We start from the raw sequence: 25179 nt of genomic DNA, 5'->3' as shown, positions 1-25179 counted from the left end.
GCGTCGATGGAACGAGCGATCAGATGGTAGCCCCGGAGCGCTCCGCCGCGAAGTAGTCGCGCACGGTCGGCGTCGCCAGCGCGATCATGAGGGCGATCGGGTAGAGCACCCCGGCGACCGCCATCCAGACGGCGATCGTGGTCATGCGGTCGGCAGTGTTGCCGGTCGACATGCGGTTGACGCCGGAGATAACGTCCTGCATGACCCAGGCAAACGCGACGGAGCCGATCACCGCCAGCGGGAGCTTCAGCACCGCGTAAACCCAATGAAAATGGTGGGCACGCGGCGAGTTTCGCAGAAGCAGAATGCCGCTGGCCATCAGGAAAGCCGCCATCAGCGCCGCTGCAACCGCTTCGCCGATCATGAGGGTCAGGCCGATCGGGTCGATCGTGACTTCCTGGAGATTGTTCGTCGACTGCTGTACCACCGTCCCGGCGCTGTCGAGCAACAGCATGCCGTCACTGAACAACACGAGCGCCTGCCCGTCGGGCTGGACGGTTGCCATGCGTATTGGCGAGTAAGTCATCTGCGATTTCACCAGCGGCGGCGACTGGTTCTGCAGCGCGTAGGTGACGGCGGCGAGTTGGGCGGTGTTGAGCTTGCCACCGGTCGCGGCCTGCGCCTTCTGCGTCACCGATTGAACCTCTTTCCCGTTCAAGCCGGATGGAAAGACCTGACGTCCACCGCCGAATCCCCCGCCGACCGGTGGCGATGGCGGTTGCGGCGATGCCTGGTCCGGCGTTTCGGCGGCGGGCAGTGGCCCGGGTTCGACGGTCAGGGCCGCAATGGCGGCGTCTTCCTCGGCGGCCGTCGCCGGTCCGGCGCTTCGCAACGTGCCACTGCCATCGGCAGGTTTGAACACCGCACGGCTGGCGTATAGTTCAAGCCGTCCGGTCTCCTTGAACTGTACGAACGATCCTTCCGAATCGCCGGCCTGCACCGGCGGCAATGAGCCCATCGCCGCGATCGCGTTCCGCAGGTCGGCCGTCGATACCTCCGGCCGGGTCAGCAGCGACCGTGGAACGACCCGCTCGGCGTGCCGCGCCAGCAGGCCGTCGGCCTGGGCGCGGACGGCCGGCGACAGCGGACGGATGCCGTCCAGCAGATCGAGCAGGCCGGCGCGGCGGGTGGCACGAACCGCACGCTTTGCTTCGGCGTCGGCGTCAAGCTCGTCCGGCGTGGGGAGGACCAGCGCCGACGACGAGGCGTTGGATCGCGCGTTCGCGCCGCTGCTGGCCGTCGCGACCATCTGCGCGCTGCGGTACATCATCATCGTCCAGAGCCCGCCGACCACGCCCGCGATCAGGCCCAGGCTCGCGACGATGATGCTGGTAACCCCGATCGCCGTCACCAGGCCGGGCCGGTGCCCCCGCGGCGCGTAGCCCGACGGGGACCGATACGAAGGAACATGGCCTGGATATGCAGCGGTAGACATCACACTCCCCGAAATTCAGAGCCGCGAAAAGCCTCGAGCCGTTCGCAATCATACCGCCGACCGCGCCGATAGCGGAATGGTTCGGCGGTCGCTGGACAATGTCGGTCCGGTTCTGCACGATGCGGGTCGATGCACCTTCTGGCGGATGTTCCTGCGGATATCGATCCGATGCGATGGGTCGCGATGCTGCTCTCACTGGGCGGCGTGGGGCTGTACATCGCCGCGCGCTTCGGCACGCACGCGCTGATCGGCCGGGGCAGCGGCCCCGCCGAACGAGCACGGCCGGCGGCCGGCGGCATTGCCCTGGGGCATTGGGCGCCGACCGTTGCCGTCAGCATGACCGCACTGTTCGCCGGCCGGGCCGACCTGGCGATCGCGGTGGCGTTCGCGGTCAGCGTGGCGGCGTTGCTGCTGGCGCTGGGGATGACGGTGTTTCTCGTCCCGTCCGAGCCGTTGCCGACCAGCCGACGGGTCTGGCCGTTCCTACTGCCGGCGGGACTGCTCATCGTCGTCGCGGGGTTCGGGTCGGCGTTGAACCTGATTCACGCCGTCATGCTCGCCGTGCTGGGTGTGTGCGTGCTGGGACTCTGGCGATCGCTGCGGGAAGAGCAGGGGTCCATCGAGCAGGTACTGACCGCGGCCGAGGGTGGCGAGCTGGCACCGCCGGTCGGCGCTGCGGAATCCGCGGCAGGGCCAAAGTCGCGCTGGCAGAGCTTGGTCTCCTGGCGGGTGTTGCAGTGGGCGCTATCGGTGGGACTGGCGATGTTCGCCGGCTGGACCGTGGTCAGGGGCACGCTGATCGCCGACGCTGCCTCCCCCTGGCTGCGGGCCGGCATCCTGGTCGCCGGGGCGATCAGCCCGCTGCTGGTGCTGCCGCTGCTGGCGATCGGCACCGACCTGGCGCAGAAGAACCAGTCCGGCGAAGCCTGCTCGGCGTGCGTCGGCCTGGCGCTGCTCAACCTGCTGGGCCTCGTGCCGCTGCTGATCGTCGCCTGGGCGATCCGGTCGGTCGTCGTCACCGGTCTGCCCAAAGCGGCATACGCCAGCACAAGGCAGGGCCTCTTCCAGCCGGCGACCGACTGGTTCATGCGCCTGCCGTCGCTCCCCTTGCCGTTGACGGTCTGGCGGATCGACGCGATCGTGATCACGGTGGTAGGTTTCGCGCTGCTGCCGGCGGCCCTGGGCAAATGGCGGCTCGGCCGGATGGAAGCCGTCGCGCTGATCGCCGGCTATGCGGGGTATCTGGCCGTGTCGGCGTTCCTGACGGTGACGCGGTAGGGTTACGGCGGTGGTTTGCGTAGGGTTGGCTTTACAGTCCGTGGCGTGCAGCACGAGGAACGACGGCGCTCCATCGCTACGACGGCAGGCACGACACTGATGGAAACGCAGAAGTGCCGAGTGTGGGCGGTCACCACACTCGGCACTCGTATTCAATCGCCAACAGTCCGCATCGCGGACCGGACGATTCAGGCCGCTTTGGCCTTGATGATCTTCACATGCGGGCGGGCGAGTTCGACGATCTTGTCGAACGCGGCGGGGTCGCCGATCGCCAGCTCGCTGAGCATCTTGCGGTTGAGCTCGATGCCGGCGGCGAGCAGGGCGGGGATGAAGCGGTTGTAGGGGATGCCACGCTCGCGGCAGGCGGCGTTCAGGCGAACGACCCACAGCGTGCGGAAATGCCGCTTCTTCTGGGCCCGGTCACGCGTCGCGAACCGCTTGGCCCGCATCGTGAACTCGATCGCGGCGCGATACAGCTTGCCGTAACCGCCACGAAAGCCCTTCGCGGCCTTCATGACTTTCTTTTTCTTCTTCGCGTGCTTGCCGCCACTGGTGCGTGCCATGACTTGAACTTTCTGTTTGCCGAGGAATCGATGCCTTCAGCCGGTTTAAGTGGACCCCATTGGGCGTCGGCAGACGCACGGGGCCAGCGGCAGAGGCGAATTGACCTTCATTGAGCCAGGGGCACGTCCGCGGACGGCATAGCTGTGCCAGGTACACCCCGGCACTTGGTCAAAAGATGTATTGTTACGGCGTTTACGCCGCGGCAGGGGCGGCGGCTTCGGCGGCTGCCTTGGCCTTGCGGGCGGCGAGACGGGCCGTGGCGATCTTGCCCGGGCCCTTCTTGATGCCCATGAGCTTCCGCAGGCGGCGGGCATGCACTTCGGGCACGATCTCCGAGCCACGCAGCTTGCGGCGGCGCTTCGCCGAGCGGGCGCTCATCAGGTGCGACGTAAACCCATGATGCCGCTTCAGCTTACCGGTCTTGGAGACCTTGAATCGCTTCGCGACTGCCTTGTTCGGCTTCATTGCCTTGCGGGCCATTGGAATTCCTTCGACTTCGCAGCCACTGGACCATCACCGGCGATACGCACCCGCGCGACAGTCCGCCGAGGTCGTCAATCCGGGGTCAAAAACGAGCATCCCCATCGCGCACGGGTGCGTGAAAGGGGCGGGGAGTGTACCGACTGACCGGCATCGTGTAAAGATTGCCGCGGCAGATTTCGGGACGCGAGGCAATCGCCACGGATTCAAAGAACGTCGAGATGAACGCCAAGACGCCAAATCGCCAAGAACAGCGGCGTGTTCGGATCGCGCATTCTTGGCGGTTTGGCGTCTCGGCGTTCATCTGACGCATTCTCCAAGCTCGCGACCGACTGCCCCTATGAAAACGCTTCTCTTTTACATCAGCGGCCACGGTTACGGTCATGCCCGGCGGACGTCGCAGGTCATCGCGGCGCTGGGGAACCTCGCGCCGGAACTGGTCGTCCATGTCCGCACGACGGCCCCCAAAAGGATCTTCGCCGGGCTGGTGCCGCCTGAAAGGGTGACGCCGACGGCGATCGACGCCGGGGCGGCCGAGCGATCGCCGCTGGAAATTGACGCCGCCGGAACCCTCGATCGTATCGAATCCCTGCTCGCGCGACAGTCGCCGATCGTCGCCGACGAGCTGGCGTTCATCCGGACGGTGCGGCCGTCGCTGATCGTCTCGGACATTCCGTTCATGGCAGGCACGGTGGCCGAGGCGGCGGGCGTGCCGTGTATCGGCCTGAGCAACTTCTCGTGGGATTGGATCGTCGAGCCGTTCGTCGAAAGCCTGGGCCGATCGCAGTTGGCGCTCGACGCCATCGGCTCGGGCTACGCGGCGATGGAGGCGATCCTCCGCATGCCGCTGGGCGGGATCTCCGGCGTCTTCCGGAAGGTGATCGATGTGCCGCTGGTTGCCAACCGCGGCGGGCGCGAGCCGAAGGACGTGCTGCGGCAGCTGGGGATCGACGCAAGCGACCGCAGAACCCGCGTGCTGTTCGGCATTCGCGGAGCCGTCCCGACGGCGACGCTCGCGACTGCAGCGGCGTCGGCGAAGGACATCCTGCTGCTGTGCCCGACGAATGAGCCGGGCGAGGTTCCGTCGGGCGTGCTGGCGGTGCCGGTCGGCGAGGGGCTCGACTTTTCCGATGTTTTGCAGGCGTGCGATGTGGTCGTCGGCAAGATGGGCTACGGGCTGATCGCCGAGTGCATTACATCGGGCGTGCCGCTGCTGTGGCCGAGGCGGACGGGGTTTCGCGAAGACCAGGTCGTCGAGCGCGACGGGCCGGCGGTCATGCGGATGCGGGAACTCCCGATGGACGACTTCCACGCCGGCCGATGGGCCGAGCACATCCGTGCCGCGAGCAAGCTGCCCGGGCCGACAGAATCGATGAGCACGGACGGCGCGGAGGTGTGCGCGGAATGGATTTCCGGCTTCGTGCATCGGCTGGGGGTCTGACTTGGTGCCACGGGTCGCCGGTACTCCGGCGACCCGTGCTCTCACATTCGATACGCGCACCGGCGCGATACATCCCCCAACCATTGACGTATGGGCAAGCGCCCGCCGGCAAACGAACTGGATGCCCGGCCGGTACACCCTATGATGACCAGCATGTCCAGCCGACCGCCTGATGTTGCCGTTCCCGATCCTGCTTCCAGTTCTGCGTCACCCTCGGCCGTCGCGGCGGCTGGCGGATCTTCGGGCCCGGGTGCGGCACCGGCTGCCAAGGGCCCTCCGGCAAGGGTGCCGCTCTTCTCGGCCGAGGCCTGGTCGCCGCTGAAAGTTGAGCTGTTCCGCTCGCTTTACATCGCCACCAGCATCGCCCAGATCGGCACCTGGATGCGCGAGGCCGCCGGCCCCTGGCTGATGAAAGTGCTCACCGACGGCTGGCAGGATAAGCCGGCGATGGTGGCCCGGGTGCTGGTCTTCTCCAATCTGCCGATCATGCTCCTGTCGGTCTTCGCCGGCGGGCTGGCCGACGTGCTGGACCGTCGCCGCCTGCTGATCGTCACGCAACTCTGGATGCTCGTGGTATCGGTCGTGCTGGGTGTGATGACGCTGTTCGGCATGATCACGCCGGGTCTGCTGCTGGCGCTGACATTCCTGCTCGGCGTCGGAACTGCCGCCAGCGGGCCGGCGCTGCAGGCGGTCCTTCCCGAACTGGTGCCGCCGAAGGAAATGGCGCTGGCGATCAACCTCAACAGCGTGGCGTTGAACGTGGCGCGGGCGATCGGACCGGCGCTGTTTATCCTGGTCGTCAGCGTCCCGGGCCTGACGGGCAAGTACGGCGTCGGGACATCGTTCATCCTGTCGGGAATGACCTTCGTCGGCTCGGTCTGGGTGCTGTTCAAGTGGAAGCGGGCCCCGCAGCGGGCGGCGGTTCATGGTGAATCGTTCCTGGGCGCCATTCGCGCCGGGTTTAATTACACGGTCTACTCCCGGGCCAACCGCGCGATCCTGTTTCGCGTGCTGGCGTTCATCGTGCCGGCGGTTGTCATGTGGTCGCAGGTGCCGATCATCGCGACCGAGCAGCTGCACCTTCGCGGCGAGCAGAGCTATGCGTTGCTGTTTGCCTTCGTCGGCCTCGGTGCGATTCTTGGCGTCTTGCTGATGCCCGGGCTGCACAAGCGGTTCAAGATTGATCCGGTCGTCAACACCTGCACGCTCATCTTCGCGATGGGGCTGATCGCGCTGTCTTTCGTGCATTCGATCTGGCTCGCCGCACCCATCATGCTGCTGATGGGCGTGAACTGGGTCATCATCCCGACCAACTTCAACACTGCGACGCAGAAGTCGGTCCCGCCTTGGGTTAAAGGGAGGGCGATCTCGTTTTACCTGACGGTATTGTTCGGCTCGTTCGCGCTGGGCGGGGCGATCTGGGGTCGGGTGACGACCTCGGCCGATATCGCGACGTCTTTGCAGATTGGCGGCGGGGTCATGGCGCTGATGCTGCTGCTGGCGCCCCGCTTCCCGCTGACGCTCAATGAAGGCCTCGATTTGTCGCCGGCGTTTGGTAAAGACGCGCCGGTTGTGCCGTTTGCCGACGGCACGCCGCCGCCCAGCGGTGCGGTGAACGTGGTCGTTAACTATCAGATCGACCCGGCCCGCGAGGCCGACTTCCGCACTGCCATGGTCCAACTCGCCAGCCAGCGGAAGCGCAACGGCGCCCGCGCCTGGAAGCTGGTCGCCGGCAACGTGCCGGGGCAGTTCAAAGAGCACTTCGGTTTTGCCAGCCGTAAGGAGTTCGACCGGCAGCCGGGACGGCTGGTGAAAGCGGACCTGGCGTTACAGGCCAAGGCGTCGGCGTTTCACACCGGCGGCGAGCCGGTAAGGCCAACGGTCGAGGCTTAACTCGATATCTATTAGTATTGGTCCGAAGCGGTTCCCCGTTTCCTTCCCGCCGCATTGCTTTAACGGAGTCGTGCTGTGATGCATCGCTCATTGATCGGATTCGTGGCATTGACGTGTGTCGGCCTTTCGGGCGGGCGGGTATTCGCCGCTGACATCGCGCACGACGGCCCGCTGCCCGAGCGGGTGCAGTTTAACCGCGACATTCGGCCGATTCTGTCGGAGAACTGCTTTGCCTGTCACGGCTTCGACCAGAAGAAGCGCAAGGCCGACCTTCGCCTGGATACGCGGGCCGGACTGACGCACAAGATCGACGCCGGGGTTCCGGTCGTCGCCGGCAAGCCGGCCGAAAGCCTGGTCTATCAGCGGGTGATGACGGCCGACGCCGAAGAGATCATGCCGCCGCCGGCTTCGAAGAAGACCCTGACCGAACGGCAGAAATCGCTGCTGAAGAAATGGATCGAGCAGGGCGCCGCTTGGGAGGACCACTGGTCGTTTGTGCCGGTGGCCCGGCCGGCTGTTCCTCAGGCCGGCGACGGCAACTGGGTGCGCAACCCGATCGACGCGTTCGTGCTGGAACGGCTCAAGAAGGAAGGGCTGGCACCGTCGCCCGAGGCTGACAAGACGACCCTCATCCGCCGATTGACGCTCGACCTGACCGGGCTGCCGCCGACAACCAAAGACGTCGACGACTTCCTGGCCGACAACGCGCCCGATGCCTATGAAAAGGTGGTCGATCGACTGTTGTCGAGCGTTCGGTATGGCGAGCGGATGGCGATGGACTGGCTCGACGCCGCCCGTTACGCCGACACGCACGGCTATCACATTGATGCCGGCCGCGACATGACCCGCTGGCGTGAATGGGTGATCAACGCCTTCCACACGAACAAGCCGTACGACCAGTTCACGGTCGAACAGCTCGCCGGCGACCTGCTGCCGAACGCGACGCTGGAGCAGAAGGTCGCCTCGGGCTTCAACCGCAACCACATGGTGAACTTCGAAGGCGGCGCGATCGCCGAGGAGTACCGCACGGCTTACGTGCTCGATCGCGTCAACACGACCGGCACGGTGTTCCTCGGTTTGAGCGTGGCCTGCACGCAGTGCCACGACCACAAGTACGACCCGATCACGCAGAAGGAGTACTACCAGCTCTACGCGTTCTTCAACACGATCGACGAACGTGGCTTGGACGGCAGCAAGGGGAACGCGGCACCCATGGTCTCGGCCCCGACCGCAGAGCAGCAGAAAGCGCTTGAGGCGCTCTCGGCCCGAGTCGCCGCCGCCGAGCGAAAGCTCGCCGGCCCGCTCGCCGACGCCGACGCGGCGCAGGCCGAATGGGAGGCGTCGCTGCCAGCGGAATCGAAGACAAAACTCACCTGGACGGCGGCCGACGCGGTCGACATGAAGTCCGCCGGCCGCGCGACGCTCACGCAGCAGGCGGACAAGTCGATCCTCGCGACCGACCGCAACCCGGCAAAGGAAACGTACACCGTCACGCTGGCGATCCCCGCCGGCCTGAAGAAGGTGACCGGCGTTCGGCTGGAGGCGCTGCCCGATAAGTCGCTCGCCGCCGGCGGGCCGGGCCGCAGCCCCAACGGCAACATGGTGATGACCGACTTTACGGTCGGCGTGTCGCGTGGCGAGAAGGCTTCGCCCGCGCCCGTGAAGATCGCCAAGGCCGTCGCGAGCTTTGCCCAGGACACCTTTCCGATCGACAATGCGATCGACGCCAACCCGACCTCAGGCTGGGCGATCTACCCCGAAGTCGGCAAGGCACACGAAGCCGTCTTCGAACTGGCCGAGCCCGTAGGGTCCGCCTTGGCGGACGCGGCCAACGCCCCCCGCCCGCAACTCGTCATCAAGCTGGCGTTCAATACCACCTTCGGTCAGCACCAGCTCGGCAAGTTCAGGCTGTCGCTTACGGATGCCCCGTCGCCGACGAAGGCCGGCAACACGCCGGCAAATGTCGCCGCCATCCTGGCATCGCCGTCGGAAAAGCGGTCCGAGCCGCAGCGCAACGCCCTGCGAGATTACTTCCGCCAGAGCGTCTGGGCCGGCGGCAAGGCGGTCGTCGCCGAGATCGCCGAGGCCAAAAAGGCCCGCGACGAACTTGTGGCGAGCGTTCCCACGTCGATGGTCATGCAGGAGATGGCAAACCCGCGCGACACGTTCATCCTGATGCGCGGCGAGTACGACAAGCCCGGCGAAAAAGTCACGCCTGGCCTGCCGGCATTCCTGCCGCCGTTACCGAAGGATCAGCCGATGAACCGCCTCGGCTTTGCCCGCTGGCTGATCGACCGGCAACATCCGCTGACATCGCGCGTGACGGTCAACCGTTACTGGCAGATGGTGTTCGGCGTCGGGCTGGTCAAGACGTCGGAGGACTTTGGCTCACAAGGCGAGTTGCCTTCGCACCCCGAACTGCTCGACTGGCTCGCGGCCGAGTTCATAGAGACCGGTTGGGATGTCCGCCGGCTGATGCGCACCTACGTCACCAGCAGCACGTACCGGCAGCGGTCGGCGGTCACGCCGGAGTTGCACGGCCGCGATCCTGAGAACCGTCTGCTCGCCCGGGGCTCTCGATACCGGTTGCAGGCCGAGGTCATTCGGGACCAGGCGCTTGCCGCGAGCGGATTGCTCAACGGCAAGGTCGGCGGGCAGAGCGTGTCGCCGTACCAGCCGGCCGGCTTGTGGGAAGAGCTCATGAGCCGCGGCGACGGGGCGAAGTGGAGCGCGCAGGTCTATGTGCAGAGCAAGGGCGAAGACCTGTATCGCCGAACGATGTACACGTTCTGGAAGCGCACCAGTCCGCCGCCCACGCTGTCGACGTTTGATGCCCCGGACCGCGAAACCTGCACGGTGCGGCGAGGCCGGACGAACACGCCGTTGCAGGCGCTGATCCTGATGAACGACCCGACATACGTCGAGGCGTCGCGCAAGCTAGCCGAGCGGCTGATGTCCGAGCCGCCGGCAACGGCGAGCGACGCCGACCGCATCACCTTCGCGTTCCGCCAGGTTCTGGGCCGGTCGCCGAAGGACGCGGAGGCCGCCGTGCTGAAGTCAGTCATCGACAAGCAGCGTGCGAAGTTCGCGGCAGATCTGCCCGCGGCGGCGAAGCTGCTGAGCGTCGGCGAATCGGGCCGAAACGAGAAGCTCAACCCGGCCGATCTGGCGGCCTGGGCGACGATGTGCAGCGTGATATTGAACTTGGATGAGGCGGTGACGCGGGGATAGAATTGCTATCTGTTCTAAAGGAGTGCCTTCGATGACTGCCCAGATGCAATCTGTTCGGGAAGCTGCGTTGTCTCTTTCCCGCGACGAACGTGCGAGGCTCGCGGAAGAGCTGATGTTGAGCTTGGACGATCCGATACTAGCCGATGCGGAGCAAGCCGAGGTTGACGCCGCCTGGGCCCACGAGATTCGACGACGAATCGCAGCGCACCGAAGCGGACAAACGACGCCCATCCCGGCGCAGGAAGTGTTCGCCAAGCTGCGCGCGAGGCGTGCATGAAGGTTACTTTTGAACCGGATGCCGAAGCGGAGCTGCTTCACGCCGTCGACTATCACAACCGGATAGAGCCGGGGCTGGGCGATGACCTATCCGGTGCGGTCGAAGAGGCCATTGACCTTGCCGTGCAGTTTCCCGAAGCGTGGCAGATTGTCGAAGAGGGCGCGCGGCGCATTCGTACGAAGCGATTCCAATATGGAGTCGTTTACTTGTTCGAAGGCGATTCGATTCATGTCATCGCCGTGATGCACTTGCGTCGAAAGCCGGGGTACTGGCTCGATCGGCTAGGGTAGGCGTCGTGCGAAGCGGCCTTTCCCTGGCGGGCAAGGTGAACGTCGTAGCTCCTTTGTGTGAATGGAATTCAAGCATGCTAAGCGACACGAACATCAGCACCCTCCTCACCCGCCGACAACTCTTCGGCCGGACCTCGGCCGGCATTGGCACCGCCGCTCTGGCGTCGCTGCTGAACCCTGCGTTGCTGTCGGCGGCGACGGCAACGCCCGCATCGCCGGCTGCACCGGGGGTGTCGCCGGGCGTCGGGGCGGCTCTCAAGGCGCTGCAGTTCGCGCCCAAGGCAAAGCGGGTCATTTACCTGGTCATGTCGGGCGGGCCTTCGCACATCGATCTGTTCGACTACAAGCCTTCGCTCCGCAAGATCCACGGCACAGAGCTGCCCGAAGCGATCCGCCAAGGGCAGCGGCTGACCGGGATGACCAGCGGGCAGAAGTCATTCCCCTGCGTCGCGCCGATGTTCGACTTCAAGCAGTACGGCAAGAGCGGTGCGTGGGTGAGCGAACTGCTCCCGCACACGTCGCAGATCGTGGATGACATCGCGATCGTCAAGTCGATGCACACGGAGGCGATCAACCACGACCCTGCGATCACCTTCCTGCAAACCGGTTCGCAGCAGCCCGGCCGGCCTTCGCTCGGGGCATGGCTCAGTTATGGGCTCGGCAGCGCCAACGAAAACCTGCCGGCGTTCGTGGTCATGATCTCCCAGGGCAGCGGTAACAAGACCGATCAGCCGATCTTCAGCCGGCTCTGGGGCAGCGGCTTCGTCCCCAGCCAGCACCAGGGTGTGCGGCTGCGGACCGGCGGCGATCCGGTGCTGTACTTGTCGAACCCCGCCGGCATCGACGGCGAAAGCCGTCGGACCATGCTCGACGCCTCCGCCCAGCTCAACAAGATGGCCGCCGATGCCTTCGGCGACCCGGAAATCAACACCCGCATCGCCCAGTACGAGATGGCGTTCCGCATGCAGGCGAGCGTGCCCGACCTGACCGACCTGAAACAGGAATCCAAGGCAACGCTCGACATGTACGGCCTGGATGCCGACGGCAATCATCCCACCGACGGCGGCTACGCCCGCAACTGCCTGCTCGCACGCCGAATGGCCGAGCGCGGCGTTCGGTTCGTGCAGCTCATGCATCGGGGCTGGGACCAGCACAGCAGCCTGCCCAAGCAGATTCGCGGCCAGTGCAAGGACGTCGATCAGCCGTCGGCGGCGCTCATCAAAGACCTCAAGAACCGCGGCTTGCTCGAAGACACGCTGGTCATCTGGGGCGGCGAGTTCGGCCGGACGATCTACAGCCAGGGCACGCTCAGCAAGGACAACCACGGCCGCGACCACCACGGCCGCTGCTTCACGATGTGGATGGCCGGCGGCGGCATCAAGCCGGGTTTGGTCTACGGCGAAACCGACGACTACTCGTACAACATCGTGAAAGACCCGGTTCACATTCACGACTTCAACGCGACAGTTTTGCGCTGTCTCGGTATCGACCACGAGCAGCTCACGTATCGCTTCCAGGGCCGCAACTTCCGGCTCACCGACGTGCACGGGAATGTGGTTAAGGCGCTGCTTGCGTGACGGACTAGAGACGTACACCGATTCGCGCTCCGCTTCGCGGCCAATCGGTTAGCCGCGACGCGAAGCGGAGCGTGGATCGCCCTCGACGTAACCCGGTATCCCATGCCTGCAAAGTCCAAGGCATCTTCGGCCGATCCGCCGGTGCTGTCGTTCGCGTCAAAAGACGACTGGGAAGCGTGGCTCGACGCAAATCACACCAGCGTCGATGCCATCTGGCTGAAGTTCGCCAAGAAGGCGTCCGGTGTGCCGTCGGTGGTGTATGCCGAGGCTCTGGAAGTCGCACTATGCTACGGCTGGATCGACGGGCAGGTGCAGAGCGTTGACGTAACGTGGTACATGCAGCGGTTCACGCCGCGCCGGTCGCGGAGCAAGTGGTCGAAAATCAACTGTGCGAAGGTTCAGACGTTGATCGAGCAGGGGAGAATGAAGCCCGCCGGCCAACGGCAGATCGAACTGGCCAAAGCCGACGGTCGTTGGGACGCCGCCTACGATTCGCCCCGCACCGCAACCGTCCCCGACGATTTCGCGGCGGCGTTAACGAAGAACAAGAAGGCGGCGGCATTCTTTGCGACGCTGACCGGGACCAATCGCTACGCGATCCTGTACCGCATTCAGGACGCGAAAAGGCCCGAAACGCGGAAGCGACGGATCGAAGGGTTCGTCGAGATGCTGGCCGCGGGGAAGAAGGTCGTTCCGTAAAAGTTCGGCACCGACCGGCAAGCACCTGCAGTGCAACCGCTCGTCGGGGACAGATGATTCCAGACGTCACGTGACGGCCTTCAACCCAGCGTATTTCCGCCGTTCACGCTCAGCTTCTGCCCGGTGATAAACCGCCCGCCTTCGCCTGCCAAAAAAGCCACGGCCCTGGCGATGTCGGTGTTTTCGCCCATGTGCTTCATCGGCACGCCGGCGGCGTAGGCGTCTTTCATTTCCTGCGGGTCGCCGGCATGGCGTTCGGTGGGAATCCAACCCGGCGCGATCAGGTTCACGGCGATGCCGAACGGGGCCAGCTCCATCGCCCACGACCGTGTCAGCCCGAGCTGTGCGCCCTTGGCGGCGACGTAGTTCGAGAACTCGGGCACGCCTTTGTCGAAGACCTCCGAGCCGATGTTGATGATCCGCCCGGTGCGTCGCTGCTTCATCTGGCCGACCACGCTCTGAACGAGCAGCATCGGGCTCTTTACGAAAAACTCGAGCTGGTCGAGCATCGCCCGCCAGTTGAGCTTCTCGATCGGGATGAACGGCTGCGGCCCGGTCGCGTTGATGACCAGGATGTCGATCGGGCCGAACGCGGCTTCGACTTCGCCGACCATCCGGCTCACGTCCGCCTCGTCGCGGACATCGGCCTTGAACGCCCGGGCGACGCCGCCGCGATCGGCGATCGTCCGCACCACGTCGCCGGCGAGGTCGGCGTTGCCGAAGTAATTGACGGCGGTCTTGGCGCCGCGGGCGGCGAGTTCCTCTGCGATCGCCCGGCCGAGGCCGCGGGATGCACCGGTGACCAGGGCAACCTGCCCGGAAAGTTCGTTTGACATGACTCGTCTCCTTCGCGTGATGGGGCCGCGAAGGATCGCCGCAACGCTGAAATATTCCAAGTGCTCGCCCGTTGAGGTGGTGGCCGAAGAAAGAAGCGGCAAGACAGTCCCCAGCACCAGAGAGACCCCATGACGGCCAACGCATCCTGGATTCGATCGGCGTTCCAAGTGTCAGCGGCGTTTGCGGTCGCGCTGGTTCTGCCGGCGATTCATGCCGCCGCGCTGGACACCAAGGGGGATAAGAAAAACCCCGATAAGAAGCCGGCGGCAAAGCAGCCCGCCGCGCCCGCCAAGGCGCCTGCTGCGGCTCCCGTCGTCGCCAAGCCGGCTTCGACCAAGACCGACCCCGCCGCCCTGGCGTTCTTTGAACGTAAGATCAGGCCAGTTCTGATTCAGCAATGCTATCAGTGCCATTCGGCCAAGTCGGAGAAGCTCAAGGCCAACCTGCTTTGCGACAGCCGCGAAGGTTTGCTCAAGGGTGGCGATTCGGGCCCGTCGATCATCCCGGGAAGCCCCGGCAAGAGCCTGTTCATCAAAGCGATCCAGTGGACCGACCAAGACATGCAGATGCCGCCCAAGACGCAGCTGCCGCCGGCGGTGGTGGCGGACTTTGTCCAGTGGGTGCAGATGGGTGCCCCCTGGCCGGCCGAACGCAAGCCGGGCGACCTGGCCAAGGGCGATTCGCAGGCCGACCGCTGGAGCCAACTCAAGTCTGATCACTGGGCGTGGCAGCCGATAAGTGCAGCCAAGGCACCCGAAGTAAAGGACCCCGCCTGGCCGCGATCGGACGTGGACAAGTTCGTGCTCGCCACGCTGGACGAAAAGGGCATGAAGCCCGTCGGCGATGCCGACCGCGTCACGCTCATCCGCCGGGTGACCTTCGACCTGACCGGCCTGCCCCCGAAGCCGGCGGATGTGGTCGCGTTCGTGCAGGATAAATCCCCCAAGGCATTCGAAACCGTGGTCGATCGCCTGCTGGCGTCGCCGCAGTTCGGCGAGCGGTGGGGGCGTCACTGGCTTGACGTCGCCCGCTACAGCGAATCGACCGGATCCACCCGCAACTACCCCTATCATCAGGCCTGGCGTTATCGCGATTACGTCATCGACTCGTTCAACAAGGACAAGCCTTACAACACGTTCATCACCGAGCAGCTCGCCGGCGACCTCATGCCTGCCGCCAACGCCGCCGAGAAGAACGAACGGCTCATCGCCACCGGATACCTCGCGATGGGCGTGAAGGATCTGAATGAGCGTGACCACGACAAATACGTGATGGACAACGTCGACGAACAGATCGACACGTTCGGCCGGTCGATCCTCGCCACCACGATCGCCTGCGCCCGCTGCCACGATCACAAGTTCGATCCGATCCCGACGACCGAGTACTACCAGATCGCCGGCATCTTCCGCAGCACCGAGATCCTGGCCGGCGTGCAGAACAAGCGCGGCGGGATGAAGCGCGACTACCACGACGAAAACGCGCTGCACCACCTCGCTCCCGAAAGTTCGGCGGTTTCCGCCGTTCCGGCGGCGTCGGAAGGTCCGGGCAGGCAGAAGAAGCTAGACGCACTCAAGGCCGAACTCGAAGAGAAACAGACGCAGGTTCGCAAGATCATGACCGATGCCGGCGTCAAAGCCGACAAGGACAACATCAAGAAGCTGGCCAAGTCGGACCCGGCGCTGGTCAAGAAGCTCCAGGGCAAGCGGCAGGAGATTCAGGAACTTCGAGCCGAGATCGAAAAGCTTGAAGGCGGCGCCGTCGCCGAGAAAGCGCCCGCTGCGGCCGGCGGCGCAATGGCGATCGGGGCTCGCGACGTTGCCAAACCCGTCGATTGCCGCATCAACATCCGTGGCGATCACGACAACCTCGGCGACGCGGTCCCACGCGGCTACGTCTCGCTCTTCAAGGCGCCGCAGCCGGCGATCAAGGCGTCCGAAAGCGGTCGCCTGCAGCTGGCCGCCTGGGTGACCAGCCCGCAGAACCCGCTGACGTCGCGGGTCATGGTCAACCGCATCTGGCATCACCTGTTTGGCGAAGGCCTGGTGCGGACGATGGACAACTTCGGCACCACCGGCGAGGAACCGTCTCACCCCGAACTGCTCGATCAGCTTGCCCGGCAATTCATGAACGACGGCTGGTCGGTCAAAAAGATGGTCCGCTCGCTCGTGCTCACCCGCACCTACCAGCTGGCGTCCACCTATGACGCGAAAAACTACGAGATCGATCCTGGCAACGTATTGCTCTGGAAGCACCCGCAGCGCCGAATGGATGCCGAAGAGATCCGCGATGCCATGCTCTTTGTCGGCCAGAACCTGAACCTGAGCCGCCCGAGTGGATCGCCGGTCGCTTCCATGCCGTTTGTTGAGATTCGCGAAGGCCGCAAGGGAGCCATGTTCGATCGCGGCGGCACCGACCACCGCAGCGTTTACGTGCCCGTCGTCCGGGCGCTGGTCCAGCCCATGCTCGATGCCTTCGACTTTGCCGAGCCCACGATGGTCACCGGCGACCGCGACGTTACCACCGTCGCCACGCAGGCTTTGTTCATGATGAACAACGAGTTCACGATCGATCAGGCCCGACGGCTGGCCGACAAGATCCTCAGCGACAGCAGCATCGGTAACGACGAAGTCCGCGTTGATCATGCCTATGGCTGGACGCTCGGCCGGTCGGCAACGGTCGCCGAGCGGGCCCGGGCGATGCAATACGTCAATCAGTTTGCCGCCGATGCCGCCAGCTCGAAGACCGCCCGCAGCGACGCCTGGACGGGCCTCGTGCAGGCGCTGATCGCCAGTGCCGAGTTCCGGTATGTGCAGTGACGCCTCATGCCTCCGGCATGAAACTTGGAGCCTCTTATGCTGAACGACGACCTGCTTCGTCCGACCGTCTCCCCGCTTTCCCGCCGGCAGATGCTTCTCCAGGCCGGCAACGGCTTTGGCTATCTCGCGCTGGCCGGTCTGCTCGGACAGCAGGCACAGGCGGCGACGGCCGGGGCGGTGGCCGGCGGCGTGACGGCACCGGCTCCCGGCTATGCGTCGCCGCTGGCGGCAAAGCAGCCGCACTTCCCCGCCCGCGCCAAGCGGGTCATCTTCCTGTTCATGCAGGGTGCCCCGTCGCACCTGGACACCTTCGACTACAAACCCAAGCTCGCCACGCTCTCCGGCCCGGCCGGCGGTAAGGGCAAGCTGCTGCCGTCGCCGTTCAAGTTCAAGCAGCACGGCAAGAGCGGCCACTGGATCAGCGAGCTGTTCCCCAACGTCGCCCAACAGGCCGACAAGCTCTGCATGCTCCACGGCATGCACACTGACAACCCCGCCCACCCGCAGGCGACCATTCAGCTCCACACTGGCAGCGTGAACTTCGTCCGCCCGAGCGTCGGCGCGTGGGTGCTGTACGGCCTGGGAACGCAGAACGAAAACCTGCCGGGTTACATCACCATTAATCCGCCCACCGGCCTCGGCGGGGCACAGAACTTCGGTTCTGCCTTCCTGCCGGCGACGTTCCAGGGCACCCGCATCGACGCCACCGACCGTAACATCGCCGACATCCGCAACAACTTCCTGACCGGCACTCAGCAGCGTAAGCAGCTCGACCTCATCCAGCAGATGAACCGCGACCTGCTCCGCAAGTCCGGCCCGAACGAGCAGCTCGACGGCGTCATCGAAAGCTACGAGCTGGGCTTCCGCATGCAGGGCGCCGTGCCCAAGCTCATGGACATCTCCGACGAGAAGCCCGAAACCCTCGCGATGTACGGCGCTGATAGCGGCATGACCCAAACCTTCGGCCGTCAGTGCCTGCTGGCCCGGCGGTTTGCCGAGGCGGGCGTGCGGTTTATCGAAGTCTGCTTCCAGGGCTGGGACCAACACCAGGCGCTCAAGGCCAAGCTGACGCAGAACTGCGGATCGACCGACAAGCCAATCGCGGCTTTGCTGACCGATCTCGAGCAGCGCGGGCTGCTGAAAGACACCTTGGTTATCTGGGGCGGCGAGTTCGGCCGCACCCCCTCCGGCCAGAACGGCGACGGCCGCAACCACAACAACCGCGGCTACACCATGTGGATGGCCGGCGGCGGCGTGAAGGGCGGCACCAGCTGGGGCGCCACCGACGAGACCGGCGGCACCGCCGTCGAGAACAAGACCCACGTCCACGACCTCCACGCCACCACGCTGGCGCTGCTCGGCCTGGATCACGAGAAGCTCACCTTCAAGTACGCCGGCCGCAACTTCCGCCTGACCGACGTCTACGGCAACGTGGTCAAGCAAATCATGGCCTAGCCGGCGGTTCAGATCGCTGGTCGTACAAACGAAGCCGTCGCGTCGTGTTGGTTGAGGGACCCACGGCGCGGCGGCTGTGTTGTTGGTTGACTGGCCGTCACACCTTGAAATGTTGCGTCTTCCGACGATAGCGCCGCATCAGAACGCGACCCGCGGCCCACCAGCAGAGTATCCAGACAGGCACGCAAAAAGGCGTATACCAGGGCAACCATAGCAATGAGTACGGCCCCAGACGGATGAACCCCGTACCCGACATAACATGGCGCGACGCAGGCGGCAGCTTACCGGCGGCCAATGATTGCAGCTCAATTAGAATCTGGTCCGAGATCGCTGCCGCCTCCGCTGAGGTCGGATCGAATCCCGCGTTGGCGACGAAGTCCAGGACAGCTGGTCGGGAAAGGGGTAGTCCCGGAGGCCCCTCGTTCCGGTAGAAGTTTCGCTTGTAAGTATTCTCCTGCAATTCCACAGTGAGAAACCCAGAGGTCTCGCCCGTAAAATTGACGTACACGCTTTCCATGACCGTCCATTCCCCCCGTCCCCTGCCATACGCCCCGATGTAGAAGACGGCCGGCTTGTTGTATTTGTTTGTCTGTGAGGTCGGAACTTCTACGCCGGCAGCCGTATCCCAGCCCATAGGAAGTGACGCCGCAATGGGGTATCCAATCAGCGCCAAAGCGATGAATAGGCAGAGGCCAATTGCAGCAATACTCAGTATCGGCGGGGCGGGACGACGGCGCGCCGGAGCGGTCTTGGAGCCTTGGTAATCCAAAACCCGCTCGACTTCATCCCGCTCCGCCATGGACACCAATGTAAACGGATCACGCACGTTCAGCACATCAATGACATCTGTGACATAACGTCGCTTCGTCCGTGAATTCAGGGATTCTCGCAAACCCTTTCACTTCTCACGTGTCCGACCTCTTGCGCCGGAGATCCGTCATGGCCTCCGGGCGGTCGCCGTGGAGGTGTGGTATGTCACGTCCAAGCAGGTCAGCTTCGAACCGTTTTCGTGCGAGCAGGGCTTTGCGATGGATGCTAGGTTTGGCGATTGCCGGGGCCGCGCCAATTCTTGCGCCTGCGCCCGTCCAGGCGGGCTACGCCTACCAGCAGTGGGAGTTCCAGCGCGATCGGCTGCGCTCCGAGATCGATCTGGCCGACTTCCAGCTCCGCCGGGCGCAAGCCGACGCCGATGCGTCGCGCGCCAGCTTTGATGCCGCCCGGCGTAACGCCGACGCACTGGCTGCTCAGCTCGCCGGGGCTGATCGTGCGCGGACGGAGGTCGCACAGCGCCTTGCCGACTTCGACGGCAACATGACCCGCATGACGGTCGACCGCGAGCAGGCCGCTATGGACCGGGCGACAATCCAGGCCGCCGCCAATCCCGTCCTGACGGCCCATGCCGCCGCGACCGGCGATCGTCAGAAAGCAGAGGCCGATGCGACCGCCGCGTTCGAGGCCGGCCCGACATTTCAAAACGCCGCGGCATCCGCGGCGGCGGCCCAGCGCGAGCTGTCTGCCGCCGAGCAGACCCTTCTCGATGCATTGTCCAAGACCCCAGAGTTCGCCCGCGCCGAGTTTGAAGTCCGGTCTGCCAACGCCATCCTGCAGGCGGTCCGCGCCGAGCGCCCTCCGGGCGACACGACTCTCGCCGGCGTCAGCCAGCAGGCGATCGATGCCCGAAACAGGCTCGAAGCGCTCAAGCGATCGTCGCTCGAGGGCGACCCGGTCGTGCGGGCCGCCCGCAACGGCGTCACCATGGCTGCGAAATTCGTCGAGATCCTTCGCGCCGAGTTCGCCAGGCTGTTGCCGACCGAGCCGGCCGTCGCGGCGGCGATCGCCCGGCTCCAGCAGATTCAGCCGGACTTCGACCGCGCCTCGGCCGATCTGAAACAGGCCGACGAACGGCTCGCCCGGATCGACACGGCGATCGCCGGGATGACCGCCGACCGCGACAAGGCCGTCGCCGAAAGGGAGCGCATCGATGGTGACCTTCTCGCCATGCAGCGGGACATGGACCGCGCCCGCGCCGACATGGACGACGCCTCTGCCCGGCTGAACGGCGCGCTCGCCGCCGCCGACGCGATCGCCCGCGACCGGGACCAGCTCATTTACGAATTGCAATCACAGAACCTCGCCCGCCCGCGGCCGGTGTTCGTGCCGGTGTGCCCGACCCCGGTGTTCTGCCCGCCGCCGTCGGTCTGTCCGCCGGAACCCATCTACTGCCCACCGCCCCGCGTGGTCTGCCCGCCGAGCTTCGTGGTGGTCATCGGTTGGGGGAATGACGATTGGCGTCGCTCGCCCCGTGACCGATGGGACCGCGACGACCGCCACCGGCCCGGCCACGACCGCGACCGCGACGACAACCATCGATCCCGTCCGCAGCAGCCGAACATCGCGCCGCGCTTGCCGGTCGAGCAGCGACGGCAGACGGTGGTCGTGACGACCGACAACCCCAGGCCGTTCGTCGGCCCGACCGCACCCGGCCGAACCTCGCGGCCCGCGATCGAGGGGCCTGCAATCACGTCAGGACGCAATACCGGTCAGGCTGCTCCTCGAACTGGCCAAGCGACGCCTCGAACGGGCCAGGCAGCGCCTCAGATCGGTCAGGCTGCGCCTCGAACGGGTCAGGTTTTGCCTCGAACCGATCAGGCGATGCCCGGGCGGTTGCCCGTTGAGGACGATGCCCAGGTCGCGGCGGCACGACTGTCGGCCGGCCGCGATATGCAGCGTCAGCAGGAACTTCTGCGGCAGGCACAGGCCGAACAATCCAAGGCGTTGCGCGAGGCGAAGGAAGCGGCCGCGAAGCAGAAGGAGCAGTCCGCCCGGCTCGACCGCGAGCAGGCCGATCTTGCCCGACAGCGCAGCACCCAGTTGAAGCAGGACGACGATCGCCAGGCGCTTGCCGAGAAGGCGGCCAAGGCACTGGCGACGAAGGAGAAGTCGCTCCGCGACGAAACCTCGCGGGCGGCGGCGGATCAGTCTCGGCGAGAAGCCGATCTCAAGAAGCTTCACGACGCGGAACAGGCGCGCATTCGCGCCGACGACGCCGAGCGCGCCCGACAGGCTGCAGCGGCGAAGAAGATCGCCGAGGAGTCGGCGAAGCGAGAAACCGCCCGGCTGAAGGACGTCGAGCAAGAGCGGATCAAGGAAGGCCAGTTGATCGATCTTCAGAAGCGGGCCGCGGAAGAGGCCAGGAAGAACGCCGCCGAGACCGCCCGCCGCGACGCGGAACGCGCCCGCGAGATCGATCGTCAACGGGCCCAGGACCGCGAGGCTGCCCAGGCTCAGAAGCGAGCGGAAGAGGAATCGCGCCGGCAGGCCGCCGAGATGGCAAAGCGCGAATCGGCGAGGCTGAAGGAGCTCGAGTCGCAGAAGCGCATCGCCGATGAAGCCCGGCGCGAAGCCGCCGAGGCGAATCAGCGTCGGATCGCGGCCGAGAAAGCCCGCAGCGAGTCGCAGCGTCGCCAGTCGGTGGAGCCCCGCCCCGAGCCCCGCCCCGAACCCCGCCCCGAACCGCGGCAGCGCGACCAGGGCAGCCTCCGGGGTAATGACACCGAAGCCAAACCGCCAGCCCGACCCGGCCGCCGCTGAACGGTGCTCCGAAGCCTCGAAGAGGCGGCAGAGCCATAGCCCAGGGTGGAGATCGGTACTCCGACCGCAACCCTGGGTTGATCGAGCAATTCGCCTTGAGCCCTGAAGGGGCGACAGAGCACACGGTGTTGGCACGGCGATGGCTCTTTCGCCCTTTCAGGCTCAAGCTCTTGTTAGTCACAAACCCAGGGCTTGTCCGGCTGCGCCGCCCAGCGCCCTGGGCTATGGCTCTGCCGCCTCTTCGAGGCTCAAAGACGTAATCACCCATCGCTTCTGACCCACTGCGATTCCGAAGAACCTGGAATCAATTCTCCTTCATCCTTTACCCATCATTTCGGTACCAGGTAAACCGCCGAAGATCCAAGCTGTCCTCCGTGTCTCCGTGTCTCCGTGGTGATTTCCTCTTCCCCCGCACAGGACGAGTTGTACCCGGTGCCCGCTGAATTGCTCTAAGATGGCGTCATGAACCGCGCCTCGCCCGCCGCCGCGGGAAGTCCTCCGTCCGTTCGAAAATGGCGACGCCGTCTTTCCCGGGCGGCTGTCGTGTTGCTCGTGCTGGTCGTCGCCGGCGAGCTTGCGGCGCGGTTCTGGCTCGGTCTCGGCGATCCGCCGCTGCTGATGGCCGACCCCCAGGTCGAATACCTTTTCCGCCCGAACCAGGACTGCCGTCGATTCGGCCATCACGTGCGATACAACGCATGGTCGATGCGGAGCGACGACTTTCCCGCCACCAGGACCAGCCCCGCCGAGCTGCGGGTGATGGTGGTCGGCGACAGCATCGTCAACGGTGGGAGCCCGACCGACCAGGCCGATCTCGCCACGACACTGATGGGCCCGATGCTGGCCGCCCGGCTTCAGCGGCCGGTCGTCGTCGGCAATATCTCGGCCGGGAGCTGGGGCCCGCCCAACCAGCTGGCGTACGTCAGGAAGTTCGGGCTGTTCGACGCCGACGTCGTCGCGATCGTCCTGTCGAGTCATGACGCGGCGGACGTCCCGGGATTCGGCCCGCTTCCGGGGGAAACCCAGAAGCCGATCTCGGCGCTGGTCGAGGGATTCCAGCGTTACAGCCTCGGCGACCTGGTGCATCGGCTCGGCGGCGCGGCGCCTTCGCCGGAACCGACGACGCCCGCGCCTTCGCCGGCCACGCTGCCGGTTGGCGATGTCGCCAGGTGTCTGGCCGATCTCCGCGAGCTGATCGCCATCGCCCGGGCCAAGGGCGCAAAGGTCGTTGTCTTTCAGCACCTGGAATTGCAGGAGGTGCAGGGCGTGCCGGGCGAAGGGCATGCCCTGATCCAATCCGCCGCCGAGGCCGCCGGGGCCACGGTCCGCCAACTGGGCCCGGCGTTCGCGAATCAGTTGAAGGCAGGGCTCTCCCCGTACCGCGACCCGATCCATCCCAACGAAATAGGCCAGAAGCTGCTGGCCGCCGAATTGGAGAAGGGTGTGCTGGACGCGATTTCTCCCGGCGTCGCAACACCCTGAAGCCAGACGCTCCGGCTGCGGATACAATCCCGGACGATGAACGACTCCCTTTTCGGACGAACGCCGCAGTTTGATCCGCTCGACAATCGGCGGACCGAATACATCATGCTGCAGCGGCCGCTGCAACGAGTGCTCGGGTTTCGTGGCCGATCAATCGATGATGTCGTCAATAGCCAACTCGTAAAGAACGAAGTCCGGCTCTACTGGAAGTTCCACAAGCAGATCATCCGCCTGAGCGAGATCAGCGAGTTGGAGAAGCAGTGGAACGGCGTTCGACTCTAATCCAAAATCCAGGAACCACAGATGCACACCGATCTGCACAGATAGAGACGGAGTCTCGTGGCAAGCACGGCGGGTGAAGCCGCCTCGTCAGCCTGGTCTTCATCTGTGCGGATCCGTGTGCATCGGTGGTTCTCTTTCTCCCCACGTTTCAGGCGTGCCAACTATGACTCCAGGCCAACCCTTCATCCTCGGCATCAACTACTGGCCGCGCAAAAAGTCCGTCTTCTGGTGGGAGCAGTTCGACGCCGCCGAGGTGCGCGAAGAGTTCGCGATGATCCGCGATATCGGCATCACGCATGTCCGGTTCTTCCTGCTGTGGGAGAGCTTCCAGCCGACGCCGCGATCGGTCAGCCCGACGGCGATGAAGCACCTGCGCACGGTGTGCGACATCGCCAGCGAACTGGGGCTAAAGCTCCAGCCGACGTTCTTCACCGGCCACATGTCTGGCCCCAACTGGACGCCGCCCTGGCTGGTGGACAAGCAGACCCCGCGGAAGAAGGACGAACGCCAGCTCTGCAGCCTGCAGAACTGGAAGGGTTATCCGAGTTCGATCTTCAACACGTATGACGAGCCGTTCGTCATCGAGGCGGAGGACCTGCTGCTGAAAACGGTTTGCAGCGCGCTCAAGGATCACCCGGCGATCTGGGGATACAGCTTGGGCAACGAGCCCGACCTGTTCTGCAAACCGGCGACAGCGGACATCGGCCGGCGGTGGGTGCGCGACCGCGTTGCCACCATCCGCGAGGCCGACCCGAACCACCTGGCGTTGATCGGCGTTCATACCGCCAGCATCGATTCCGACTGCGGCTTGCGCGTCGACCACATCGCCGGCGAGACGGATGTGTCGGTCATGCACGGCTACTCGATCTACCATCCGCTCGCCCGCCATGCGCTCGACCCGGATTACGTGCCGTTCGTGTGTGCGCTGACGGCAGCGCTCGCCGGCCGGCCGGTGCTGTTCGAAGAGTTCGGCATCAACACGCACTGGCCGAACAAGCCGAGCTTCTGGCAGGAGATCACGAATCACGACGGCACGACGCGGAAGGTGTTCTTCGCGTCTGAAGAAGACGCCGCGACGTACTACGCCGGCGTGCTGAAGCGGCTGGTGAAGGTCGGCGCGATCGGGGCGTTCTGCTGGTGCTTCCCCGACTACGACAAGAGCATCTGGGATCGCCCGCCTTGCGATTTCCAGCCGTTCGAACGCTTCTTCGGCCTCTGGCGACCCGACGGAAGCCTCAAGCCGATGGGGCAGGCGGTGAAAGACTTCATCGCGACCCGGCCGAGGGTGCAGGCACCCGAGAAGGTCGTCAAATTGCCGGTAACTGCCGACGAGTACTACCGAAATCCGTGGGAGATCCAGAAGAAGTTGTACGCGGAGTTCGGAGAGATCGCGCCGTGAGCGGGACCAGCGATCGAAATTGCAAAGCTGCAACAGTGTAGCCGGCGGGCTTGCCCGCCGAGCTCGTACGTCCTTCCATGCCGCTTGCGCCATCTCGAACCGACCACTGTCCGAGCGTCGAACCCGGTCATCCGTGATCGTTCAGAGATTAC

The 25179-nt window shown here is 65.2% G+C and carries 19 protein-coding genes; 14 read left to right on the top strand and 5 right to left on the bottom strand.

Features of this window, described 5'->3' with window-relative positions:
* Positions 1–19: 19 nt before the first annotated feature.
* Entirely contained in the window at positions 20–1435 is a 1416-nt protein-coding gene (locus IPV69_RS13155) for a hypothetical protein (protein WP_206295574.1), read from the bottom strand.
* A 168-nt stretch (positions 1436–1603) separates the two neighbouring features.
* On the opposite strand from IPV69_RS13155, the gene IPV69_RS13150 reads away from it, so the two are divergent.
* A complete protein-coding gene (locus IPV69_RS13150) occupies positions 1604–2713 on the top strand; it encodes a hypothetical protein (RefSeq protein ID WP_206295573.1) in 1110 nt (369 codons plus the stop codon).
* Positions 2714–2901: 188 nt separating this feature from the next.
* Here IPV69_RS13150 and rplT read toward each other — a convergent pair whose 3' ends face one another.
* Together rplT and rpmI are read right to left on the bottom strand one after the other, a co-directional pair.
* Positions 2902–3276 (bottom strand): 50S ribosomal protein L20, encoded by a 375-nt coding sequence (gene rplT, locus IPV69_RS13145; protein ID WP_206295572.1) that lies wholly within the window; start codon positions 3274–3276, stop codon positions 2902–2904.
* A 193-nt stretch (positions 3277–3469) separates the two neighbouring features.
* Positions 3470–3757 (bottom strand): 50S ribosomal protein L35, encoded by a 288-nt coding sequence (gene rpmI, locus IPV69_RS13140; RefSeq protein WP_206295571.1) that lies wholly within the window; start codon positions 3755–3757, stop codon positions 3470–3472.
* 340 nt (positions 3758–4097) lie between these two features.
* Here rpmI and IPV69_RS13135 point away from each other — a divergent pair, with 340 nt between their 5' ends.
* From IPV69_RS13135 to IPV69_RS13105, 7 genes are all read left to right on the top strand, one after another.
* Positions 4098–5198: a hypothetical protein gene (locus IPV69_RS13135; protein WP_206295570.1), complete on the top strand. Its 1101-nt coding sequence runs from the start codon at positions 4098–4100 to the stop codon at positions 5196–5198.
* Between the two features lie 153 nt (positions 5199–5351).
* Entirely contained in the window at positions 5352–7091 is a 1740-nt protein-coding gene (locus IPV69_RS13130; protein WP_206295569.1) for an MFS transporter, read from the top strand.
* 78 nt (positions 7092–7169) lie between these two features.
* On the top strand, positions 7170–10322 hold the full coding sequence (locus tag IPV69_RS13125) for a PSD1 and planctomycete cytochrome C domain-containing protein (protein WP_206295568.1): 3153 nt from the start codon (positions 7170–7172) through the stop codon (positions 10320–10322).
* Positions 10323–10353: 31 nt separating this feature from the next.
* Positions 10354–10599 carry an addiction module protein gene (locus IPV69_RS13120; RefSeq protein ID WP_206295567.1) on the top strand — a complete coding sequence of 82 codons (246 nt, stop codon included), beginning with the start codon at positions 10354–10356 and terminating at the stop codon, positions 10597–10599.
* Entirely contained in the window at positions 10596–10889 is a 294-nt protein-coding gene (locus tag IPV69_RS13115) for a type II toxin-antitoxin system RelE/ParE family toxin (RefSeq protein ID WP_206295566.1), read from the top strand. The genes IPV69_RS13120 and IPV69_RS13115 overlap by 4 nt, the downstream gene beginning before the upstream one ends.
* A 74-nt stretch (positions 10890–10963) precedes the next feature.
* Entirely contained in the window at positions 10964–12466 is a 1503-nt protein-coding gene (locus IPV69_RS13110; RefSeq protein ID WP_206295565.1) for a DUF1501 domain-containing protein, read from the top strand.
* Positions 12467–12568: 102 nt separating this feature from the next.
* A complete protein-coding gene (locus tag IPV69_RS13105; protein ID WP_206295564.1) occupies positions 12569–13165 on the top strand; it encodes a YdeI/OmpD-associated family protein in 597 nt (198 codons plus the stop codon).
* A gap of 80 nt (positions 13166–13245) precedes the next feature.
* On the opposite strand, the gene IPV69_RS13100 is transcribed toward IPV69_RS13105, so the two are convergent.
* On the bottom strand, positions 13246–14001 hold the full coding sequence (locus IPV69_RS13100; RefSeq protein ID WP_206295563.1) for an SDR family oxidoreductase: 756 nt from the start codon (positions 13999–14001) through the stop codon (positions 13246–13248).
* Positions 14002–14130: 129 nt separating this feature from the next.
* Here IPV69_RS13100 and IPV69_RS13095 point away from each other — a divergent pair, with 129 nt between their 5' ends.
* A complete protein-coding gene (locus tag IPV69_RS13095; protein WP_206295562.1) occupies positions 14131–16818 on the top strand; it encodes a PSD1 and planctomycete cytochrome C domain-containing protein in 2688 nt (895 codons plus the stop codon).
* Positions 16819–16854: 36 nt separating this feature from the next.
* Positions 16855–18273 carry a DUF1501 domain-containing protein gene (locus tag IPV69_RS13090; RefSeq protein WP_206295561.1) on the top strand — a complete coding sequence of 473 codons (1419 nt, stop codon included), beginning with the start codon at positions 16855–16857 and terminating at the stop codon, positions 18271–18273.
* Positions 18274–18370: 97 nt separating this feature from the next.
* Here IPV69_RS13090 and IPV69_RS13085 read toward each other — a convergent pair whose 3' ends face one another.
* Positions 18371–19165: a hypothetical protein gene (locus IPV69_RS13085; protein WP_206295560.1), complete on the bottom strand. Its 795-nt coding sequence runs from the start codon at positions 19163–19165 to the stop codon at positions 18371–18373.
* 131 nt (positions 19166–19296) lie between these two features.
* On the opposite strand from IPV69_RS13085, the gene IPV69_RS13080 reads away from it, so the two are divergent.
* The 4 genes from IPV69_RS13080 to IPV69_RS13065 all read left to right on the top strand — a co-directional run bounded on the left by IPV69_RS13080 (position 19297) and on the right by IPV69_RS13065 (position 25027).
* Positions 19297–21864, top strand: a complete 2568-nt coding sequence (locus IPV69_RS13080; RefSeq protein ID WP_206295559.1) for a coiled-coil domain-containing protein — start codon at positions 19297–19299, stop codon at positions 21862–21864.
* Positions 21865–22326: 462 nt separating this feature from the next.
* Complete coding sequence (locus IPV69_RS13075; RefSeq protein WP_206295558.1) at positions 22327–23346, top strand: SGNH/GDSL hydrolase family protein; 1020 nt, start codon at positions 22327–22329, stop codon at positions 23344–23346.
* A 36-nt stretch (positions 23347–23382) separates the two neighbouring features.
* A complete protein-coding gene (locus tag IPV69_RS13070) occupies positions 23383–23628 on the top strand; it encodes a hypothetical protein (RefSeq protein WP_206295557.1) in 246 nt (81 codons plus the stop codon).
* A gap of 163 nt (positions 23629–23791) precedes the next feature.
* Positions 23792–25027, top strand: coding sequence for a glycoside hydrolase 5 family protein (locus tag IPV69_RS13065; RefSeq protein WP_206295556.1), 1236 nt, complete (start codon positions 23792–23794; stop codon positions 25025–25027).
* Positions 25028–25179: the final 152 nt, after the last annotated feature.

Source organism: Humisphaera borealis, assembly GCF_015169395.1.
In the GTDB taxonomy this organism is placed as follows: domain Bacteria; phylum Planctomycetota; class Phycisphaerae; order Tepidisphaerales; family Tepidisphaeraceae; genus Humisphaera; species Humisphaera borealis.
This window is presented reverse-complemented; position numbering and strand designations above follow the sequence as displayed.

Excerpts from the sequence above, each read along its gene's own strand:
- IPV69_RS13155 (WP_206295574.1), bottom strand. The coding sequence starts at position 1,435 with ATGTCTACCGCTGCATATCCAGGCCATGTTCCTTCGTATCGGTCCCCG.
- IPV69_RS13150 (WP_206295573.1), top strand. The coding sequence starts at position 1,604 with ATGCGATGGGTCGCGATGCTGCTCTCACTGGGCGGCGTGGGGCTGTAC.
- rplT (WP_206295572.1), bottom strand. The coding sequence starts at position 3,276 with ATGGCACGCACCAGTGGCGGCAAGCACGCGAAGAAGAAAAAGAAAGTC.
- rpmI (WP_206295571.1), bottom strand. The coding sequence starts at position 3,757 with ATGGCCCGCAAGGCAATGAAGCCGAACAAGGCAGTCGCGAAGCGATTC.
- IPV69_RS13135 (WP_206295570.1), top strand. The coding sequence starts at position 4,098 with ATGAAAACGCTTCTCTTTTACATCAGCGGCCACGGTTACGGTCATGCC.
- IPV69_RS13130 (WP_206295569.1), top strand. The coding sequence starts at position 5,352 with ATGTCCAGCCGACCGCCTGATGTTGCCGTTCCCGATCCTGCTTCCAGT.
- IPV69_RS13125 (WP_206295568.1), top strand. The coding sequence starts at position 7,170 with ATGCATCGCTCATTGATCGGATTCGTGGCATTGACGTGTGTCGGCCTT.
- IPV69_RS13120 (WP_206295567.1), top strand. The coding sequence starts at position 10,354 with ATGACTGCCCAGATGCAATCTGTTCGGGAAGCTGCGTTGTCTCTTTCC.
- IPV69_RS13115 (WP_206295566.1), top strand. The coding sequence starts at position 10,596 with ATGAAGGTTACTTTTGAACCGGATGCCGAAGCGGAGCTGCTTCACGCC.
- IPV69_RS13110 (WP_206295565.1), top strand. The coding sequence starts at position 10,964 with ATGCTAAGCGACACGAACATCAGCACCCTCCTCACCCGCCGACAACTC.
- IPV69_RS13105 (WP_206295564.1), top strand. The coding sequence starts at position 12,569 with ATGCCTGCAAAGTCCAAGGCATCTTCGGCCGATCCGCCGGTGCTGTCG.
- IPV69_RS13100 (WP_206295563.1), bottom strand. The coding sequence starts at position 14,001 with ATGTCAAACGAACTTTCCGGGCAGGTTGCCCTGGTCACCGGTGCATCC.
- IPV69_RS13095 (WP_206295562.1), top strand. The coding sequence starts at position 14,131 with ATGACGGCCAACGCATCCTGGATTCGATCGGCGTTCCAAGTGTCAGCG.
- IPV69_RS13090 (WP_206295561.1), top strand. The coding sequence starts at position 16,855 with ATGCTGAACGACGACCTGCTTCGTCCGACCGTCTCCCCGCTTTCCCGC.
- IPV69_RS13075 (WP_206295558.1), top strand. The coding sequence starts at position 22,327 with ATGAACCGCGCCTCGCCCGCCGCCGCGGGAAGTCCTCCGTCCGTTCGA.
- IPV69_RS13070 (WP_206295557.1), top strand. The coding sequence starts at position 23,383 with ATGAACGACTCCCTTTTCGGACGAACGCCGCAGTTTGATCCGCTCGAC.
- IPV69_RS13065 (WP_206295556.1), top strand. The coding sequence starts at position 23,792 with ATGACTCCAGGCCAACCCTTCATCCTCGGCATCAACTACTGGCCGCGC.